Source organism: Thalassospira indica (assembly GCF_003403095.1).
Taxonomy (GTDB): Bacteria; Pseudomonadota; Alphaproteobacteria; order Rhodospirillales; family Thalassospiraceae; genus Thalassospira; species Thalassospira indica.
The window spans coordinates 863,840-879,429 of record NZ_CP031555.1 but is presented as its reverse complement, the minus strand read 5'-3'; the positions used below and the strand labels follow the sequence as shown (position 1 = coordinate 879,429).

Sequence of the window (15,590 nt, the reverse complement as noted above, 5' to 3'; positions counted from 1 at the left end):
CCAACCACATTCCCCCTCTGTCTTTGGAGCCTGAAAGAATCACATCCGGGGTAGGAAGCCGGTCTGCTTACATCTTCGGCGAGGTGTTCCTGATCAAAAATTCAGGTCACCTGCTTTCCAGAGTCCCATCTCCACGCGGTCCTGTTGCCTGAGAGTTTCCGGGGTGGTTGCTCCTTCGGCGTCCGCTCATCCGATAAGGACTGCGGCCTCTCCCACGTGCATCATTTGGGTATGCTTCTGTTATACGGGTTTCCGCGCAAACCGACCAGCCCCTATTTTTCGGGCACGATCGGCTTGCCGCGTCTCAGATGAACAAACCCGAATAAAATCAATCGGTTCCGAACCGGCGATTATACTCTAGTTGGTCCGCACTCAGCTGGAAACCAAGATAGATTTCGTAATCCGGACCGGTCCAGACATCGTCCAGCGGCACCGACAGGGTCACCTGCTCGTCCCGGATGCGTGCCATGTTCAGATTGTCGGCAAACGCCATATTCACGTCAAACACCGACTTCTGAATGAAGGTGCCGTTCGGGTCACGCAGGGCGACGAAATATTTAAATTGAACGTTACGGTTCTGGGCTGCCGGTCCAAGCTCGGCGGTAATGATCGGGCTGATGATGACATCAAGTTCCTTGTCATCAAGGTCGTAGCCGCAATCACCGAGGTATCCGGTAAATTCGGCTTCGACGATCACATCGGTCAGGTCGCGGCCAGCACCACTGAACTGGACAAGCTTTGCCGTATCCTTTGGCAGATAGGCCGCCGGACAAACCGGGACCGGCTGTTCTTCGAACGGGTTGCCACCGCCGCATGCGCTTAGCAATCCACCAAGCGAGACCATACCCAATGCATAAACGCGCCGAAGTCCGTTACCGATTGTCATCCAAGCCTCTATCAAACCAAATGTTTTCGGGCCACGTCGCGACGACCGGCCGGCGCGCAGTCTATTCTGTCGCGGATGTCGGCACAACCCGCTTGAACGGCCTTGGGCGGTGTAAAACGTCAAAAATTCGGCCAACCGGCAACGACCATTTACCCCAGAGTCATTGCACCGCATGATCAGGCAGGTTATGTAACGTCAATGTTTGAAAAATGCGTCGGCAACGCCCGCACGCAATTGGGAAAGCCGGACCTGTATCATGTCTGACAAAGCCAGCCTTCGGATCGTTCTTGCCAATCCGCGCGGTTTCTGCGCGGGGGTTGATCGCGCCATCGAGATCGTCGAAAAGGCACTCGAAAAATATGGCGCACCGGTCTATGTCCGCCACGAAATCGTGCATAACAAATTCGTGGTCAATCGCCTGCGCGATATCGGTGCCGTTTTCGTTGACGAACTTGATGCCGTTCCCGATGGCGTGCCGGTGATCTTTTCGGCCCATGGTGTCCCGAAATCCGTGCCCGAGGCGGCCGAAACCCGCAAACTTGAATATCTTGATGCGACCTGCCCGCTGGTCTCGAAGGTCCATCGCGGGGCCGAACGTCATCACGCAGATGGCAAACATATTCTTCTGATTGGTCATGCTGGTCATCCCGAAGTCATCGGCACGATGGGCCAGTTGCCCCCCGGCAGCATGACCTTGGTCGAGACCGAGGAAGACGCCGAAACCATCGAAATCAGCGATCCGGAAAATCTGGCTTTCGTGACCCAGACGACCTTGTCACTTGATGACACCGCCAAGATCATTGAAATCCTGCAGCGGCGTTTCCCGTCAATCGCGGTGCCGAAAAAGGAAGACATCTGCTACGCGACAACCAACCGTCAGCATGCGGTCAAACTGATCGCTGAAAAGGCTGACGCGATTCTGGTCCTTGGCGCGCCAAACTCGTCCAACTCCAACCGTCTGGTCGAAGTCGCCAAACGCGAAGGCTGCACACGGTCGGTTCTAGTCGAACGGGCAAAGGATATCGACTGGTCCAAGCTTGACGGTATTTCAAGCCTTGGCATCACTGCCGGTGCATCCGCGCCTGAAATACTGGTCGAGGAAGTCATTGATGCCTGTCGGGAACGCTTTGACGTGACGGTCGAGACAATCACGCTGACCAACGAAAATGTCACTTTCAAACTGCCGCGTCAGCTTGCCAGCTAGGTCTGCGGACATGCTTATTTTCAGATCAGGACGACGATAGAACTCATGGCCGTCTATACCGACGTTTCAGACGAAGATATTTCCCGCTTTGTGGCCGAATACGATATCGGTGACGTGGTATCGTTCAAGGGGATCGCAGAAGGCGTCGAAAACACCAATTTCCTGCTTCAGACGACCAAGGCTCCGTATATCCTGACCCTGTATGAGAAGCGGGTAAATCCCGATGATCTGCCCTTCTATCTTGGCCTGATGGATCACTTGTCGGCCAAGGGCCTGAATTGCCCAACCCCGATCCACGGCAAGGACGGTGTTGCCTTGCGACGCCTTTGTGGTCGCCCGGCCGCCATCACATCCTTCCTGCAGGGCATGTCGCCCAGGCGCATTCAACCGCATCACTGTGCCGGGGTTGGCGCCGCATTGGCAGAGTTACACTCAGCCGGTCAGGACTTCGAAATGCACCTGCCCAACGCGCTGAGCATCAAGGGATGGCGTTCGCTTTTCGATAGCTGTGCGGAACATGCCGACGATGTCGAACCCGGCCTTGGCAAGATGATTGGCGAAGAGCTCGCATTTCTTGAGGAAAACTGGCCGCACGCCCTGCCCAAGGGGGTCATTCACGCGGATCTGTTCCCCGATAACGTCTTCTTCTTTCCGAACAAGGAAGCCGTTTCCGGGCTGATTGACTTCTATTTCGCGTGTAATGACCTGTTTTGCTATGACGTTGCCATCTGCATGAATGCCTGGTGCTTTGAACCTGATAACAGCTTCAATGTGACCAAGGCCAAAAACCTTCTGTCGCATTACAGCAAGGTCCGTCCGCTTTCGGACGTCGAAAAGGCAGCCCTGCCCATTCTGGCGCGCGGCGCAAGTCTTCGGTTCCTTCTGACACGGCTGTATGACTGGGTGAATACGCCCAAGGATGCGCTGGTCACCCCGAAGAACCCGCGCGAATACATCAACAAATTGCGGTTCCACCAACGTGTGGAAAACGCAACAGCCTATGGCCTGGATTAGGCACAAAGGCGGGGAACACGACAATATGACTTCAAGTAACGGTGAAGATAACCGCGTCGAGATTTACACAGACGGCGCGTGCAGCGGCAATCCCGGCCCCGGTGGCTGGGGCGCTATTTTGCGCTTCAAGGGTGTCGAAAAGGAAATGTCGGGCGGCGATCCGGAAACCACCAACAATCGTATGGAAATGATGGCCGCCATCAGCGCGCTGGAAGCCCTGAAACGTCCCTGTGTCATCGATATCTACACCGACAGCAGCTATGTCCGCGACGGCATTACCAAATGGATTTTCGGCTGGCAGAAACGTGGCTGGAAAACCGCCGATAAAAAGCCGGTCAAGAATGTGGAATTATGGCAACGTTTGCTGCAAGCCCTTGAACCGCATAAGGTCGAGTGGCACTGGGTCAAGGGTCATGCCGGTCACCCGGAAAACGAAAGATGCGACGAATTGGCACGACAAGCCGTGCCGCGATAACGAATTTTTCGCGGTTATCGGGAAAAGTGCTTGAAGCTGAGGGACTTCGCTACAAGATAAATAGCTTTGCTGGCTTGTGTCAGATAATTGAATGTTTAACGAAATCAAACTTGCGTTTTCATCAAGTTGCGGTTTGACTTGAGACTAATTCAAGGGGGTGTTGGCACCCATACAAAGGTCGAGTACATTATATTCGACTAGCCTAAAGTGGGTGTCAGGGAGAGAACGCTTGTCACGCGGATCGTACGGGTTTTTACAACGAAAGTCCTTGAGCAGTCGGCTGCTGTTTATCGCATTGCCGCTTGTTTCGCTGTTCTCGCTCGCCCTTTTCATCGTCTTTGGATATGTCAGCTACAAGGTGCTGCGCGACGACCTGAATGGCAAGGTCGAACAGACCGCCGACATTAACGCCCGCGTTCTGGCCACACCTTTCTGGTATCTCGACGTCGACAATATTGAATCTGCCCTCAACGCCATGGCGCGCGATCGCGACATCGTTGCCGTGCAGGCACTGGGCGCAGACGGCACCGAATTTGCCCATACCGGCGTATCGCAATCCGAACTGACCGACACGCTCCGCCTTTCGCGCCGTGTCTATTTCGAACGCAACAACGTCCGCCATGACGTTGGAGAACTGGTGATTTACTTCACGGACGCACGTGTTCAGGATTTGCTGTTCCGCCGTATTGCGATCGACATGATCCTGTTCGGGCTTCTGATCTCGGTCGTGGCCGCAAGCCTTCTGATTGCCAACAAACGCTCGATCAAGGAACCGCTCAACCGACTGCTGCATTCCATCCGAATGACCAAGCACGGCCGACTGCGCCGTCCGGTGGAATGGAACAGCTCAGACGAACTCGGGCTTCTGATCCGCGAATACAACGAAATGGTCGCCCTTCAAGGTCAGGCACAGGAAGAAGCGCAGCGCAAACAGGCCCTGCTAGAAGCCACCCTTCACAATATCGGTCAGGGCATCTGTCTGTTCGATCAGGACCTGAACCTGATGGTCTGGAACGAACGCTATATCGAATTGCTGAACCTGCCGCGTGATCTGGTCAAGGAAGGCACCCCGCTTTCCGATATCCTCCGCTATAACGGTGAACGCGGCGAATATGGTGATGTCAGCATTCAGGCCCTGATTTCTGACCGTGTTGCGATTGCGCGGCGTCGTGAACCCTATCGCATGGAACGGACCCGCCCGAATGGCCGCGTCATTCAGGTTGATCACAACCCGATGCCGGGCGGCGGTTACGTTGCGACCTATACCGATATTACCGAACGTAAACAGACCGAAGCCCGCATGCGCCACCTTGCGGTCCATGACGTTCTGACCAGCCTGCCAAACAGAACACTGTTCCTTGACCGCCTGCGTCAGGCGCTGCTGTCGGCCCGTCGTTTCCAGCGCGGTGTGACGGTTCTGTTTGTTGACCTTGACCGGTTCAAGGACATCAACGACCACTTCGGCCACGATGTCGGCGATCTGATGATCCAGGAAATGGGTCAGCGTCTGTCGCGCATCATCCGGGATTCGGATACCGCCGCCCGCCTAGGTGGCGATGAATTCGCCATCATCCAGACCGATGTCCAGAACATCGAAGACACCATCGCCCTTGCCCAGCGCATCATTGACGAACTGTGCCAGCCGTTTGATTGCCGCGGCATCCGCCTGCATTCGACAGCCAGTGTCGGTATCACCCTGTTCCCGGAAGACGGCGAAAACCCCGAACAACTGGTCAAGAACGCCGATATGGCGATGTATGCCGCCAAGGCGGAAGGACGCAACAATTACCGCTTCTTCCTGCCGTCGATGCATGAACGGGTCAAGGAACGCAAAACCATCGAGGAAGATCTGCGCAACGCGCTCGAACACGATCAACTCGAACTTTATTATCAGCCGAAAATCGATTGCCGCACCGAACGCGTCGTCGGTGCCGAGGCGCTTGTGCGCTGGCATCACCCGGAACGCGGCCTGATCCTGCCCGGCGAATTCATTTCCGTTGCCGAGGAATGCGGCCTGATCAACCGTCTGGGTGCATGGGTTCTTGAAAAGGCCTGCCGTCAGACACGCATCTGGCGCGACTCATCACTTTCCGATCTTCGGATTGCCGTCAACCTGTCCCCGGCACAGTTCCAGGATGCCGAACTGGTTGATAGTGTGACCAAGATCGTCAAGGAAACCGCCCTGCCGCATGGCACGCTGGAACTTGAAATCACCGAGTCCATTCTGATGAACAACCCGGAAAAGGCGGTCTCCACACTCAAGGAGCTCAAGGAACTTGGCGTTCTGATCGCGATTGATGATTTCGGCACCGGCTATTCGTCGCTGAACTATCTCAAACGGTTCCCGGTGACTTCGATTAAGATCGACCGTTCATTCGTGAACGACATCCATGTCGATGTCGATGACAAGGCCATCGTCGATGCGGTCATCGGCCTTGGTCACAGCCTCAATCTCGAAGTGGTTGCCGAGGGCGTGGAAGAAGTCGAACAGCTTGTCTATCTGCAGGAAAAGGGCTGCGACTTTATCCAGGGCTTCCTGTTCTCCAAACCGTTGCCCGCCTCGACCTTCGAAAGCTGGGTCACTGAACGGCACGGATCCAAACAGGAAACCGTCTCTGCCAAGTCCTGACGTGTCCCACTGATCGTTTGATTGGCAAAAAGACGGGCCCCCGAATGGAAGGCCCGCCCCATATCATATATTCGGAACTGTTTGATCAGGCATTCATGCCGCTATCGACAGTGAATTCTGAACCGGTGACCACTTTGGCCTCAGGCCCGGCAAGCCATGCGACAAGCCCGGCTGTATCATTGGCATCGCTGTAATCGGGGATGGCCATGATACGGCGCGCAGCATCGGCGATGTCGCCTTCTGCCGGGTTCATGTCGGTTTCGGTCGGCCCCGGATGAACGACATTGACCGTGATCTTGCGCGGCCCCAAATCACGGGCGACCCCACGGGTAAAGCCGATAAGCGCCGATTTTGACAGGGCATAAAGGCTTAGTCCCGGCCATGGCACCCGGTGCGAAAGGTTACTGCCGGTCGTAATGATCCGACCACCATCGGGCATATGGGCCAGTGCTGCCTTGGTCGCCACGAAAACCGCGCGGACATTGACATCAACCGTGCGGTCAAACTGCTCAATGCTAAATTCGTCAATCGGTGCGAATTCAATAATCCCTGCATTATTAACGAGAATATCAATCTGCCCAAATTGGGCGGCCGCCTGATTGATTGCTGCTTCAATCTCATCGGCATTTAGGTTGTCGGCCTTTATCGCCACGGCCATGCCGCCCGATGCCTCAATTTCCCTGACCACATCACGTGCCCGGTCCGGGGCACTGACATACGTAAGCACAACTTTGGCGCCTTCCTGTGCCAGCCGTTTGGAAATGGCCGCTCCAATGCCACGTCCGCCGCCAGTGACGAAAGCAACTTTTCCTGTAAGGTTCTGCATCATGAATTCCTTTTATGTAACGATCATTACATAATTGATGACAACCTTGTGTTTCTGCGTCAAGTGATTTATGTAATGATCACTATAAAAACAGGAATACAGAGCATGGCAACACGCGGTAGACCCCCCGCATTTGACCGGGACAATGCACTGGACAAGGCCCTGGGCCTGTTCTGGGAACGGGGATATGACAATACGTCCATGGCCGAGCTCAGCGCGGCCATGAAGCTAAACCCGCCCAGCATCTATGCTGCCTTTGGCGGGAAAGAAGCGTTGTTTGATGAAGTGATCGCCCATTACAACAAACATCACGGCACCATGATCTGGGCTGATCTGGACCGCTTCAAACAACCAAAAGACGCAACACGTCATGTTCTGGTCGCGTCTGCAAATGCCTATACGCGTGAAGACACACCGCATGGCTGTCTGGTTGTACTGGCCGCACCGCAGGAAAACTCAAATCATGCAACGGTCAATCAGACCCTTTGCAGTCATCGCCGCTCGGTCACGAAAACCTTGCGCAACCTCTATGCCGAGGGTCAACGACGCGGCCACATTCCAAGGAACGCCAATATCGATACCATGGCTACCTATTACGCGACCGTTCAGATTGGCATGTCGATACAGGCCCGCGATGGCGCGACCCGCGACGATCTGATCGCTGTTGCCGATGCCGCAATGACGACATGGCCAAACCTGACCAGCACCTCGCTTGCACGACGCTAAAGCAAGCTCATCTGGTTAATAAATGGTGGTTCCCGCCACATCCGATTTACCTTTGGCTGAACCGGTATGCGGGTGATCTACCGATGTACGATCCACAAGATCAACAATCTCGGAAATCACCTTGGCCAACTGGTAATCCTTGGGGGTATAGACCGCAGAAACGCCCATCTGACGCAGCACCAGCATGTCAGATTCCGGGATAATCCCGCCGACAACGACCGGGATATGACCAGCCCCTTGGGCACGCAGCCCGTTGACCACTTCACGCACCAGCGGCACATGCGAACCGGACAGGATCGAGAGTCCGATGACATGCGCGCCGTCTTCGATGGCATTGCGTACCAGTTCCTCTGGCGTCCAGCGAATGCCTTCATACAAAACCTCGATCCCGGCCTCGCCCGCCTTGACCGCAATCTGTTCGGCCCCGTTGGAATGACCATCCAGACCCGGCTTGCCGACCAGCATCTTCATGCGCTCACCCAGCTTGTCAGAAACCTCATCAACGCGTTTGCGCAAATCCTGAAGGTTTTCCGCATCCCCGGTCACAATCATCGATGTAATCCCGGTCGGCGCACGGTATTCGCCAAACACGTCGCGCAGGGTTTCCGACCACTCGCCGGTGGTGACCCCGGCATGGGCACAGGCAATGGAACTTTCCATGATGTTGCGCCCTTCGCTGGCGGCTGACTTCAAATCGGTCAGCGTGGCATCGACTTCGGCCTGATTGCGCTCGGACCGCCAGGCTTTAAGTTTTTCGATCTGGTCCTGTTCGGCCATGTCATCGACGGTCAGAATCGATTTCTCCCCCGATGTCAGCGGCGATGGCTCGGTCTCGGTAAAGGCATTCACACCAATAACCTTGGTCAGGCCACTTTCAATATCGGCCAGACGCAGCGCGTTTGATCGCACCAGTTCCTGTTTCATATAGCCGCGATCAACTGCGGCAATTGCCCCGCCCATCTCATCAATCTTTGCAAGTTCTGCCCGCGCGCCTTCCTTAAGCGCGCCGACCTTGCGTTCAATCGCCGGGTTGCCGTCAAACAGGTCTTCATATTCCAGAAGATCAGTTTCATAGGCCATGATCTGTTGCAGGCGCAGCGACCATTGCTGATCCCACGGACGTGGAAGGCCAAGGGCCTCGTTCCAGGCGGGCAACTGCACGGCGCGCGCCCGCGCGTTCTTTGACAGAACCACCGCCAGCATCTCGATCAGAATACGATAGACGTTATTTTCGGGCTGCTGTTCGGTCAGGCCCAACGAGTTGACCTGCACGCCATAGCGGAACCGGCGGTATTTGGCGTCTTCGATGCCGTAACGGTCGCGGGTGATTTCATCCCAGAGTTCGCAGAATGCCCGCATCTTGCAGATTTCAGTAACAAAGCGAATCCCGGCATTCACAAAGAACGAAATGCGCCCAACCACCTTGGCAAAGTCTTCTTCGGGCACCTGCCCCGAATCGCGCACCGCATCCAGAACCGCAATCGCCGTTGCCAGCGCATAGGCCAGCTCCTGCTCGGCCGTCGCCCCCGCTTCCTGCAAATGATAAGAGCACACATTCATCGGGTTCCATTTCGGAACCTCGCGATAGGTAAAGGCCGCGACATCGGTAATCAGCTTAAGGCTGGGCGCTGGCGGAAAGATATAAGTCCCGCGCGAGAGATATTCCTTGATGATGTCGTTCTGGGTCGTGCCCTGCAGGCTGTCGCGCGCAGTGCCCTGTTTTTCCGCTACCGCAATATAAAGTGACAAAAGCCAGGCGGCTGGTGCGTTGATCGTCATCGACGTGTTCATCTGATCAAGCGGAATTCCGTCAAACAACGTCATCATGTCACCCAGATGCGCGACGGGAACGCCAACCTTGCCGACTTCACCGCGGGCCAGAACATGGTCAGAATCATACCCCGTCTGGGTCGGCAGATCGAAGGCCACCGAAAGCCCGGTCTGCCCCTTTGCCAGGTTCTGACGATACAGCGCATTTGATGCCTGTGCGGAGCTGTGCCCGGCATAGGTCCGGATCAGCCACGGGCGATCGCGTTCCGGCTTTGCTGCGTTGCGCTTGTTTTCCATCGACATCGCGACCTCTTGTATTTTTATTACTCAATGCCTTTACGATAATTACGTCTGAACGTTATTAAATTATCTACTAGACATCACTTGGGTAATTATATAACAATTTGTGCAACGCGATAAAAGCGAAAACAAATATCGCCCAGGTTATCCTTGCTGAAATTCCGCAGGAAACCGGGAGATGCCCGGGGAAAATAAAATAGATTCCGTGGCTTGGAGGATCCGTCGACCGCAACGCAGCATTGGTAATTTAATTACCCTGCAAACCGGATCGACCCCGAACAAGGAGTGAAGGCCATGAATACGTCTGCTGAAGTGCTGCCTTTCCGTGGCGGTCAGGAAGAAAAAGATCTTTATGAAATTGGCGAAATCCCGCCATTGGGCCATGTGCCAAAGAATATGTATGCATGGGCGATTCGCGAAGAACGCCATGGCGAACCCGATACGGCCATGCAGTGCGAAGTTCTGCCAGTGACCCAACCCGACAGCCACGAAGTGCTTGTTCTCGTGATGGCGGCCGGGGTGAACTATAACGGTGTCTGGGCATCCCTTGGCAAACCGATCTCGGTCTTTAATGTCCATGATTGCCCGTTCCATATTGCCGGATCGGATGCATCGGGCATCGTCTGGGCGGTTGGATCGAAAGTCACCCGCTGGAAAGTCGGCGACGAAGTGGTCATTCACTGCAACCAGGATGACGGCGACGACGAAGAATGTAACGGCGGCGATCCGATGCTGTCCCCGACCCAGCGTATCTGGGGCTATGAAACACCGGACGGATCCTTCGCCCAGTTCACCTGTGTTCAGGCACAGCAGCTCATGCCGCGTCCCAAACATCTGACCTGGGAAGAAAGTGCGTGCTACACGCTGACCCTTGCCACCGCTTATCGCATGCTGTTTGGCCATCGTCCGCATATCCTGCGTCCGGGGCATAATGTACTGGTCTGGGGCGCTTCGGGTGGTTTGGGCTCGATGGCGATCCAGCTGATCACAACGGCCGGAGCCAACGCGATTGGCGTCATTTCCGATGAAACAAAGCGCGACTTTGTTCTGGGACTGGGTGCCAAGGCCGTGATCAACCGCAAGGATTTCAATTGCTGGGGTCAGCTTCCCACCGTCAACGGTCCGGAATTTGGCGATTACATGAAAGAAGTCCGTAAATTCGGCAAGGCGATCTGGGACATCACCGGCAAGGGCAATGACGTCGACATCGTCTTTGAACATCCGGGCGAACAGACCTTCCCGGTATCGTGCAACGTTGTAAAACGCGGCGGCATGGTTGTGTTCTGTGCAGGCACCACCGGCTTTAACCTGACCTTTGATGCGCGCTTTGTCTGGATGCGCCAGAAACGCATTCAGGGCAGTCACTTCGCCAACCTGAAACAGGCGGCACAGGCCAACAAGCTCGTGATCGAACGCCGTCTGGATCCGAGCATGTCTGAAGTGTTCAGTTGGGAAGACATTCCGCGCGCTCACATGAAGATGATGCGCAACGAACACAAACCCGGCAACATGGCCGTTCTGGTGCAGGCAAAGCGCCCGGGAATGCGCACCCTTGAAGAAGCAGTCGAAGGCTAGTCCCACATTAATCTTCGACTGATAGCTGGCACCCCGCGCGCATTCTCGCCCGATCTGCGCATGGGGTGCCACCACCCTTGATGCTTTGATGCATTCATAACTGATCCGCGCAATCGCCCCACAGGATTGCACGACGAGGACCTGATCCGAGGACCCGAAGAATGACGAACAACGCCCTTTTGCCCGACCTCGAACGTTTGTGCGATGACTCCCTTGCGGCACTCAGCCCGGTTTATGACGCGGCCGAATATGCGCTGCGGACTGCCGTAACGGTCGATGGCCGGGTCAATGCCGATGCCTTTGATGACAACCAGTTTGCCGCACACGGCTTTGCCTGGTTCACTACCTATGTCACCGCCCTTGGCCAGATGAAGGCATGGGCAAACCGCCTTAAGGACCAGGGCAAGTTCAGCAATCTCGAACAACTGATCCTGCAATCGGCGTTTGGGGAATATCTGGCCCAGATCATCGGTGGCATTCCGATGTCACAGGGTGAAATCATCCGTCTTTCGACCCTTGGCGTTTCTGATGACCTGATTGCATCCCTTGCTGCCAACCCATCGGTTGCGACCCTTGCACGTGGTGGCAATTCCGATGCCGCACGCCGGGCGATTGCGGCTGAAATCGAAGACAGCCTTGATACCGGTCGCTTTGGCGAAACCGGTCTTGAAGACGAAACCCTTGATATGGTGCGCGATCAATTCCGCCGCTTTGTTGAGGAAAAGGTATCGCCGCATGCCCATGGCTGGCACGAACGTGACGAGCTGATCCCGATTGAAATCGTCAATGAAATGTCTGAACTCGGCGTTTTCGGCCTGACCATCCCCGAAGAATTCGGTGGCCTTGGCATGGGCAAAACCGCGATGTGCGTTGTCACCGAGGAACTGTCGCGTGGCTATATCGGTGTCGGGTCACTTGGAACACGTTCCGAAATTGCCGCCGAACTGATCCGCCTTGGCGGGACCGACGCGCAAAAGGAACATTACCTGCCCAAACTGGCATCGGGTGAAATCCTGCCAACTGCGGTCTTTACCGAACCCAACAATGGATCGGATCTGGCCCACCTGCGCACGCGTGCGGTCAAGGATGGCGATACCTATAAGGTCACTGGCAACAAGACATGGATCACCCATGCCGCACGGTCTGATCTGATGACGCTTCTGACCCGCACCAACCCCGACGAGTCCGGTTATCGTGGCTTGTCGATGCTGCTGGCCGAAAAACCACGTGGCACCGATAAAAACCCGTTCCCGGCCGATGGCATGTCGGGTGGCGAGATCGAGGTGCTTGGTTATCGCGGCATGAAAGAATACGAGCTTTCCTTTGACGGGTTCGGAGTCCCGACCGAGAACCTTTTGGGTGGCGAAGAAGGTCAGGGCTTCAAACAATTGATGGCGACCTTTGAGTCGGCCCGTATTCAGACCGCAGCCCGTGCTGTCGGCGTCGCCCAGAACGCGCTTGAGATCGGCATGCGTTATGCCAAGGATCGCGTCCAGTTTTCCAAGCCGCTTTACGCCTTCCCACGCGTATACGGCAAAGTGGCATGGATGGTAGTTGAAACCATGATCGCCCGCCAGCTGACCTATTTCTCGGCCTTTGAAAAGGATCAGGATATCCGCTGCGATATCGAGGCCGGCATGGCCAAGCTTCTGGGCGCGCGCGTCGCATGGTCGAATGCCGACAACGCCCTGCAGATTCACGGCGGCAACGGCTATGCGCTTGAATATCAGATCAGCCGCGTGCTGTGTGATGCGCGCATTCTGAACATTTTCGAAGGGGCTGCCGAAATTCAGGCACAGGTGGTCACGCGCGGCATTCTGACCCGGTGAACGACATAACATTCTGAAATACTGATAAAATTCTCATTCGAACCGTGGCCCCCGTGAACACCGAGGGCAAACTTGGCCCGCCGACACTGGCGGGCCTTTTTCCATATCAACCTAAAGTATGATATATTTTGGACTTACCAGTAGTGATACACTCCCCAAAAGCACACGCAGACCACTGAAAGTCTGTGAAAAAAATCGGGCTAAAAGGTCCGCCGGGAATAAGGGAGAGAATGGCAAATGAATCACAGCTCTGCAATGCCAGAAAGTACAATCTATGCGCGTATAAATGCCGCCTCGGAATTGTTTGCGCAACATGGAGAACAGCTTGCAGAAAATCTGGTCACCGAACTTTTGGGGATCGGCCAAAGCAGTGCTGCGCCAAGTGATCCGCAACATCATGTTGCCGAACTGTCCCGACGTTTTGCAACGCTGATCAACGCAAACAGCCCTGATGCATTCAACCAATGCTTTAATGAGCACGTTCTGGCCAATGCGGTCATCGGACTGGCTCCTGATCACATTGTACTGGCCTACCACAAGGTTTCAGCACTTTGCGCAACGCTTGCTGCGCGGTCCAAGGGCGGCACTGGGGCGGCTGATGCGGCGCGATGCCTGCTGATGGCGGATATGGGCAGCCTGATATCGGCGCGCCAGACCGTTTTGGCCAACCAGCGTTCCGCCTCTGAAATCCAGTCGATGTCGGAAATCATCGAACGTGAAACCGACAACATCATTTCCGAGGTTGGCTTCCAGGCCGGGCGCACCAATGATGTGGCGCAGGCCATGGAAAGTGATGCCAGCGAGCTTTCCCAACTGGTAGAGCGCATCACTGCCACCACCGAAGTCGCCAGCAGCAATGTCGCCACCGTGGCATCCGCGACCGAGGAGTTGCAGGCATCCAGCCACGAAATTGCCGAACGTATTCATAAAACCAATGACATTGCCAGTCAGGCCGTCACCCGCGCCCAGGAAACATCCACCACAATGGGCAGCCTGTCGGAAACCGCGACCGAGATTGGCAAGGTTGTTGATATCGTCAAACGCATTTCTGATCAGACCAAGATGCTGGCACTCAACGCCACGATCGAGGCCGCACGCGCCGGCGACGCCGGCAAGGGTTTTGCCGTGGTCGCCAACGAGGTCAAGAACCTCGCCACCCAGACCGAAAAAGCCATCCTTGATATCAACGCCCAGATTACCGCGATTCAGGGCGCCACATCCGAGGCGGTCACCGCGATTGAGGGCATCGGTGGCGCGATTGACGAAGTCAGCCAGCTTTCAAGCGATATCTCGGCATCGGTCGAACAACAAACAGCTGCCATTGCCGAAATCTCGACAAGTGCGCAGGAAGTTTCCACCCACATGCAGGGCATTTCCGGCGACATCGAACTGGCCAGCCACAAGTCGCACAATGCCAGCCAGACGGCGGAAAACCTTCGCATTCTGTCTTCGAATATCCGCAATGATATCAACGAGATGGAAACGCGCTTCCGCATGGTTCTGCGCAGTGCAGACAACACCAATCGCCGTCACGAAGAACGGGTTCCGATTGCGGTTGATATCAAGGTCGACTTTGGCAATGGTGATGTGCGCCAAGGTGTGACGGCGGACATGTCGCTTGCCGGCCTGCTTGCGCGTATTGATGCCAGCGAAGATGACCGCAACAAAGCAATCACGATCACGATGACCGATGGCACTCGGCTTAAGGGGACGGTCAAAGCATACTCGACACTCGGAACCCACATCCAGTTCACCGAAATCGACGACGAAGCAACCAAGGTCATTTTGGGACTGCTTAAGAAAACCCACGAACATGACGCCAAGATTGCCGATCTCGGCAAGCAACTGGCCGGCGAGTTGGGCAAGGTTCTTGAAGGCGGTTTGCGCAGTCACGAATTCACCCATGATGATCTGTTCAACACCCGCTACGAGCCGATTGACGGCACCGATCCCAAGCAGTTCATGACGCCGTATGTGCCCTTTACCGACCGCAACTTCACCCCGCTGCAAGAAGCCATTCTTGCAAAGGACGAACATATCGTCTTTGCCGCCGGGGTGGATACCAACGGCTATCTGCCTACCCACAACAAGGTCTACAGCCAACCGCAAAGACCGGGCGAACCCGCCTGGAACATGGGCAATTGCCGCAACCGGCGCATCTTTGATGACCGTGCCGGTCTGATGGCCGGGCGCAATACCAAGCCCCACCTGCTCCAGACCTATTTCCGCGACATGGGCAACAGCGTCGTCTTCATGAAGGAATGCGACGTTCCAATCATCGTCAATGGCGAACAGTGGGGCAATCTTCGGATCGGGTACAAATCCTAGGCGTACCCGAACCACTCTTGATAACGAA

11 protein-coding genes and 2 riboswitches are annotated in these 15,590 nt (G+C 55.5%); of the genes, 8 read left to right on the top strand and 3 right to left on the bottom strand.

The features are described from left to right. Positions 1 to 15: 15 nt before the first annotated feature. Positions 16 to 123: riboswitch (glycine riboswitch) on the bottom strand. A gap of 3 nt (positions 124 to 126) precedes the next feature. Beyond that, positions 127 to 225, bottom strand: a riboswitch (glycine riboswitch). Between the two features lie 103 nt (positions 226 to 328). Next, positions 329 to 886: a hypothetical protein gene (locus DY252_RS04225; protein WP_063088556.1), complete on the bottom strand. Its 558-nt coding sequence runs from the start codon at positions 884 to 886 to the stop codon at positions 329 to 331. A gap of 256 nt (positions 887 to 1,142) precedes the next feature. On the opposite strand from DY252_RS04225, the gene ispH reads away from it, so the two are divergent. From ispH to DY252_RS04205, 4 genes are all read left to right on the top strand, one after another. Then, complete coding sequence (ispH, locus tag DY252_RS04220) at positions 1,143 to 2,090, top strand: 4-hydroxy-3-methylbut-2-enyl diphosphate reductase (protein WP_064787509.1); 948 nt, start codon at positions 1,143 to 1,145, stop codon at positions 2,088 to 2,090. 45 nt (positions 2,091 to 2,135) lie between these two features. After that, entirely contained in the window at positions 2,136 to 3,104 is a 969-nt protein-coding gene (locus DY252_RS04215) for a homoserine kinase (protein WP_008889183.1), read from the top strand. Between the two features lie 25 nt (positions 3,105 to 3,129). Further along, on the top strand, positions 3,130 to 3,579 hold the full coding sequence (gene rnhA / locus DY252_RS04210; protein ID WP_064788246.1) for a ribonuclease HI: 450 nt from the start codon (positions 3,130 to 3,132) through the stop codon (positions 3,577 to 3,579). A 268-nt stretch (positions 3,580 to 3,847) separates the two neighbouring features. Next, positions 3,848 to 6,208: a putative bifunctional diguanylate cyclase/phosphodiesterase gene (locus DY252_RS04205; protein ID WP_064787510.1), complete on the top strand. Its 2,361-nt coding sequence runs from the start codon at positions 3,848 to 3,850 to the stop codon at positions 6,206 to 6,208. Positions 6,209 to 6,293: 85 nt separating this feature from the next. Here DY252_RS04205 and DY252_RS04200 read toward each other — a convergent pair whose 3' ends face one another. Further along, a complete protein-coding gene (locus DY252_RS04200) occupies positions 6,294 to 7,037 on the bottom strand; it encodes an SDR family NAD(P)-dependent oxidoreductase (RefSeq protein ID WP_245960868.1) in 744 nt (247 codons plus the stop codon). 102 nt (positions 7,038 to 7,139) lie between these two features. Between DY252_RS04200 and DY252_RS04195 the strand changes: the two genes are divergently transcribed. Beyond that, positions 7,140 to 7,760 (top strand): TetR/AcrR family transcriptional regulator, encoded by a 621-nt coding sequence (locus tag DY252_RS04195; protein ID WP_064787512.1) that lies wholly within the window; start codon positions 7,140 to 7,142, stop codon positions 7,758 to 7,760. 15 nt (positions 7,761 to 7,775) lie between these two features. On the opposite strand, the gene DY252_RS04190 is transcribed toward DY252_RS04195, so the two are convergent. Continuing rightward, positions 7,776 to 9,833 (bottom strand): protein meaA, encoded by a 2,058-nt coding sequence (locus tag DY252_RS04190; protein WP_064787513.1) that lies wholly within the window; start codon positions 9,831 to 9,833, stop codon positions 7,776 to 7,778. Between the two features lie 291 nt (positions 9,834 to 10,124). On the opposite strand from DY252_RS04190, the gene ccrA reads away from it, so the two are divergent. The 3 genes from ccrA to DY252_RS04175 all read left to right on the top strand — a co-directional run bounded on the left by ccrA (position 10,125) and on the right by DY252_RS04175 (position 15,562). Then, a complete protein-coding gene (ccrA, locus tag DY252_RS04185; RefSeq protein ID WP_063088554.1) occupies positions 10,125 to 11,405 on the top strand; it encodes a crotonyl-CoA carboxylase/reductase in 1,281 nt (426 codons plus the stop codon). A 161-nt stretch (positions 11,406 to 11,566) separates the two neighbouring features. Continuing rightward, positions 11,567 to 13,234 carry an acyl-CoA dehydrogenase family protein gene (locus tag DY252_RS04180; protein ID WP_064787514.1) on the top strand — a complete coding sequence of 556 codons (1,668 nt, stop codon included), beginning with the start codon at positions 11,567 to 11,569 and terminating at the stop codon, positions 13,232 to 13,234. Positions 13,235 to 13,471: 237 nt separating this feature from the next. Further along, positions 13,472 to 15,562, top strand: a complete 2,091-nt coding sequence (locus tag DY252_RS04175) for a methyl-accepting chemotaxis protein (protein WP_064787515.1) — start codon at positions 13,472 to 13,474, stop codon at positions 15,560 to 15,562. Positions 15,563 to 15,590: the final 28 nt, after the last annotated feature.

Bases quoted from the DNA above. Each gene is read 5' to 3' on its own strand.
- DY252_RS04225 (WP_063088556.1), bottom strand. From the start codon at position 886: ATGACAATCGGTAACGGACTTCGGCGCGTTTATGCATTGGGTATGGTC.
- ispH (WP_064787509.1), top strand. From the start codon at position 1,143: ATGTCTGACAAAGCCAGCCTTCGGATCGTTCTTGCCAATCCGCGCGGT.
- DY252_RS04215 (WP_008889183.1), top strand. From the start codon at position 2,136: ATGGCCGTCTATACCGACGTTTCAGACGAAGATATTTCCCGCTTTGTG.
- rnhA (WP_064788246.1), top strand. From the start codon at position 3,130: ATGACTTCAAGTAACGGTGAAGATAACCGCGTCGAGATTTACACAGAC.
- DY252_RS04200 (WP_245960868.1), bottom strand. From the start codon at position 7,037: ATGATGCAGAACCTTACAGGAAAAGTTGCTTTCGTCACTGGCGGCGGA.
- DY252_RS04195 (WP_064787512.1), top strand. From the start codon at position 7,140: ATGGCAACACGCGGTAGACCCCCCGCATTTGACCGGGACAATGCACTG.
- DY252_RS04190 (WP_064787513.1), bottom strand. From the start codon at position 9,833: ATGTCGATGGAAAACAAGCGCAACGCAGCAAAGCCGGAACGCGATCGC.
- ccrA (WP_063088554.1), top strand. From the start codon at position 10,125: ATGAATACGTCTGCTGAAGTGCTGCCTTTCCGTGGCGGTCAGGAAGAA.
- DY252_RS04180 (WP_064787514.1), top strand. From the start codon at position 11,567: ATGACGAACAACGCCCTTTTGCCCGACCTCGAACGTTTGTGCGATGAC.
- DY252_RS04175 (WP_064787515.1), top strand. From the start codon at position 13,472: ATGAATCACAGCTCTGCAATGCCAGAAAGTACAATCTATGCGCGTATA.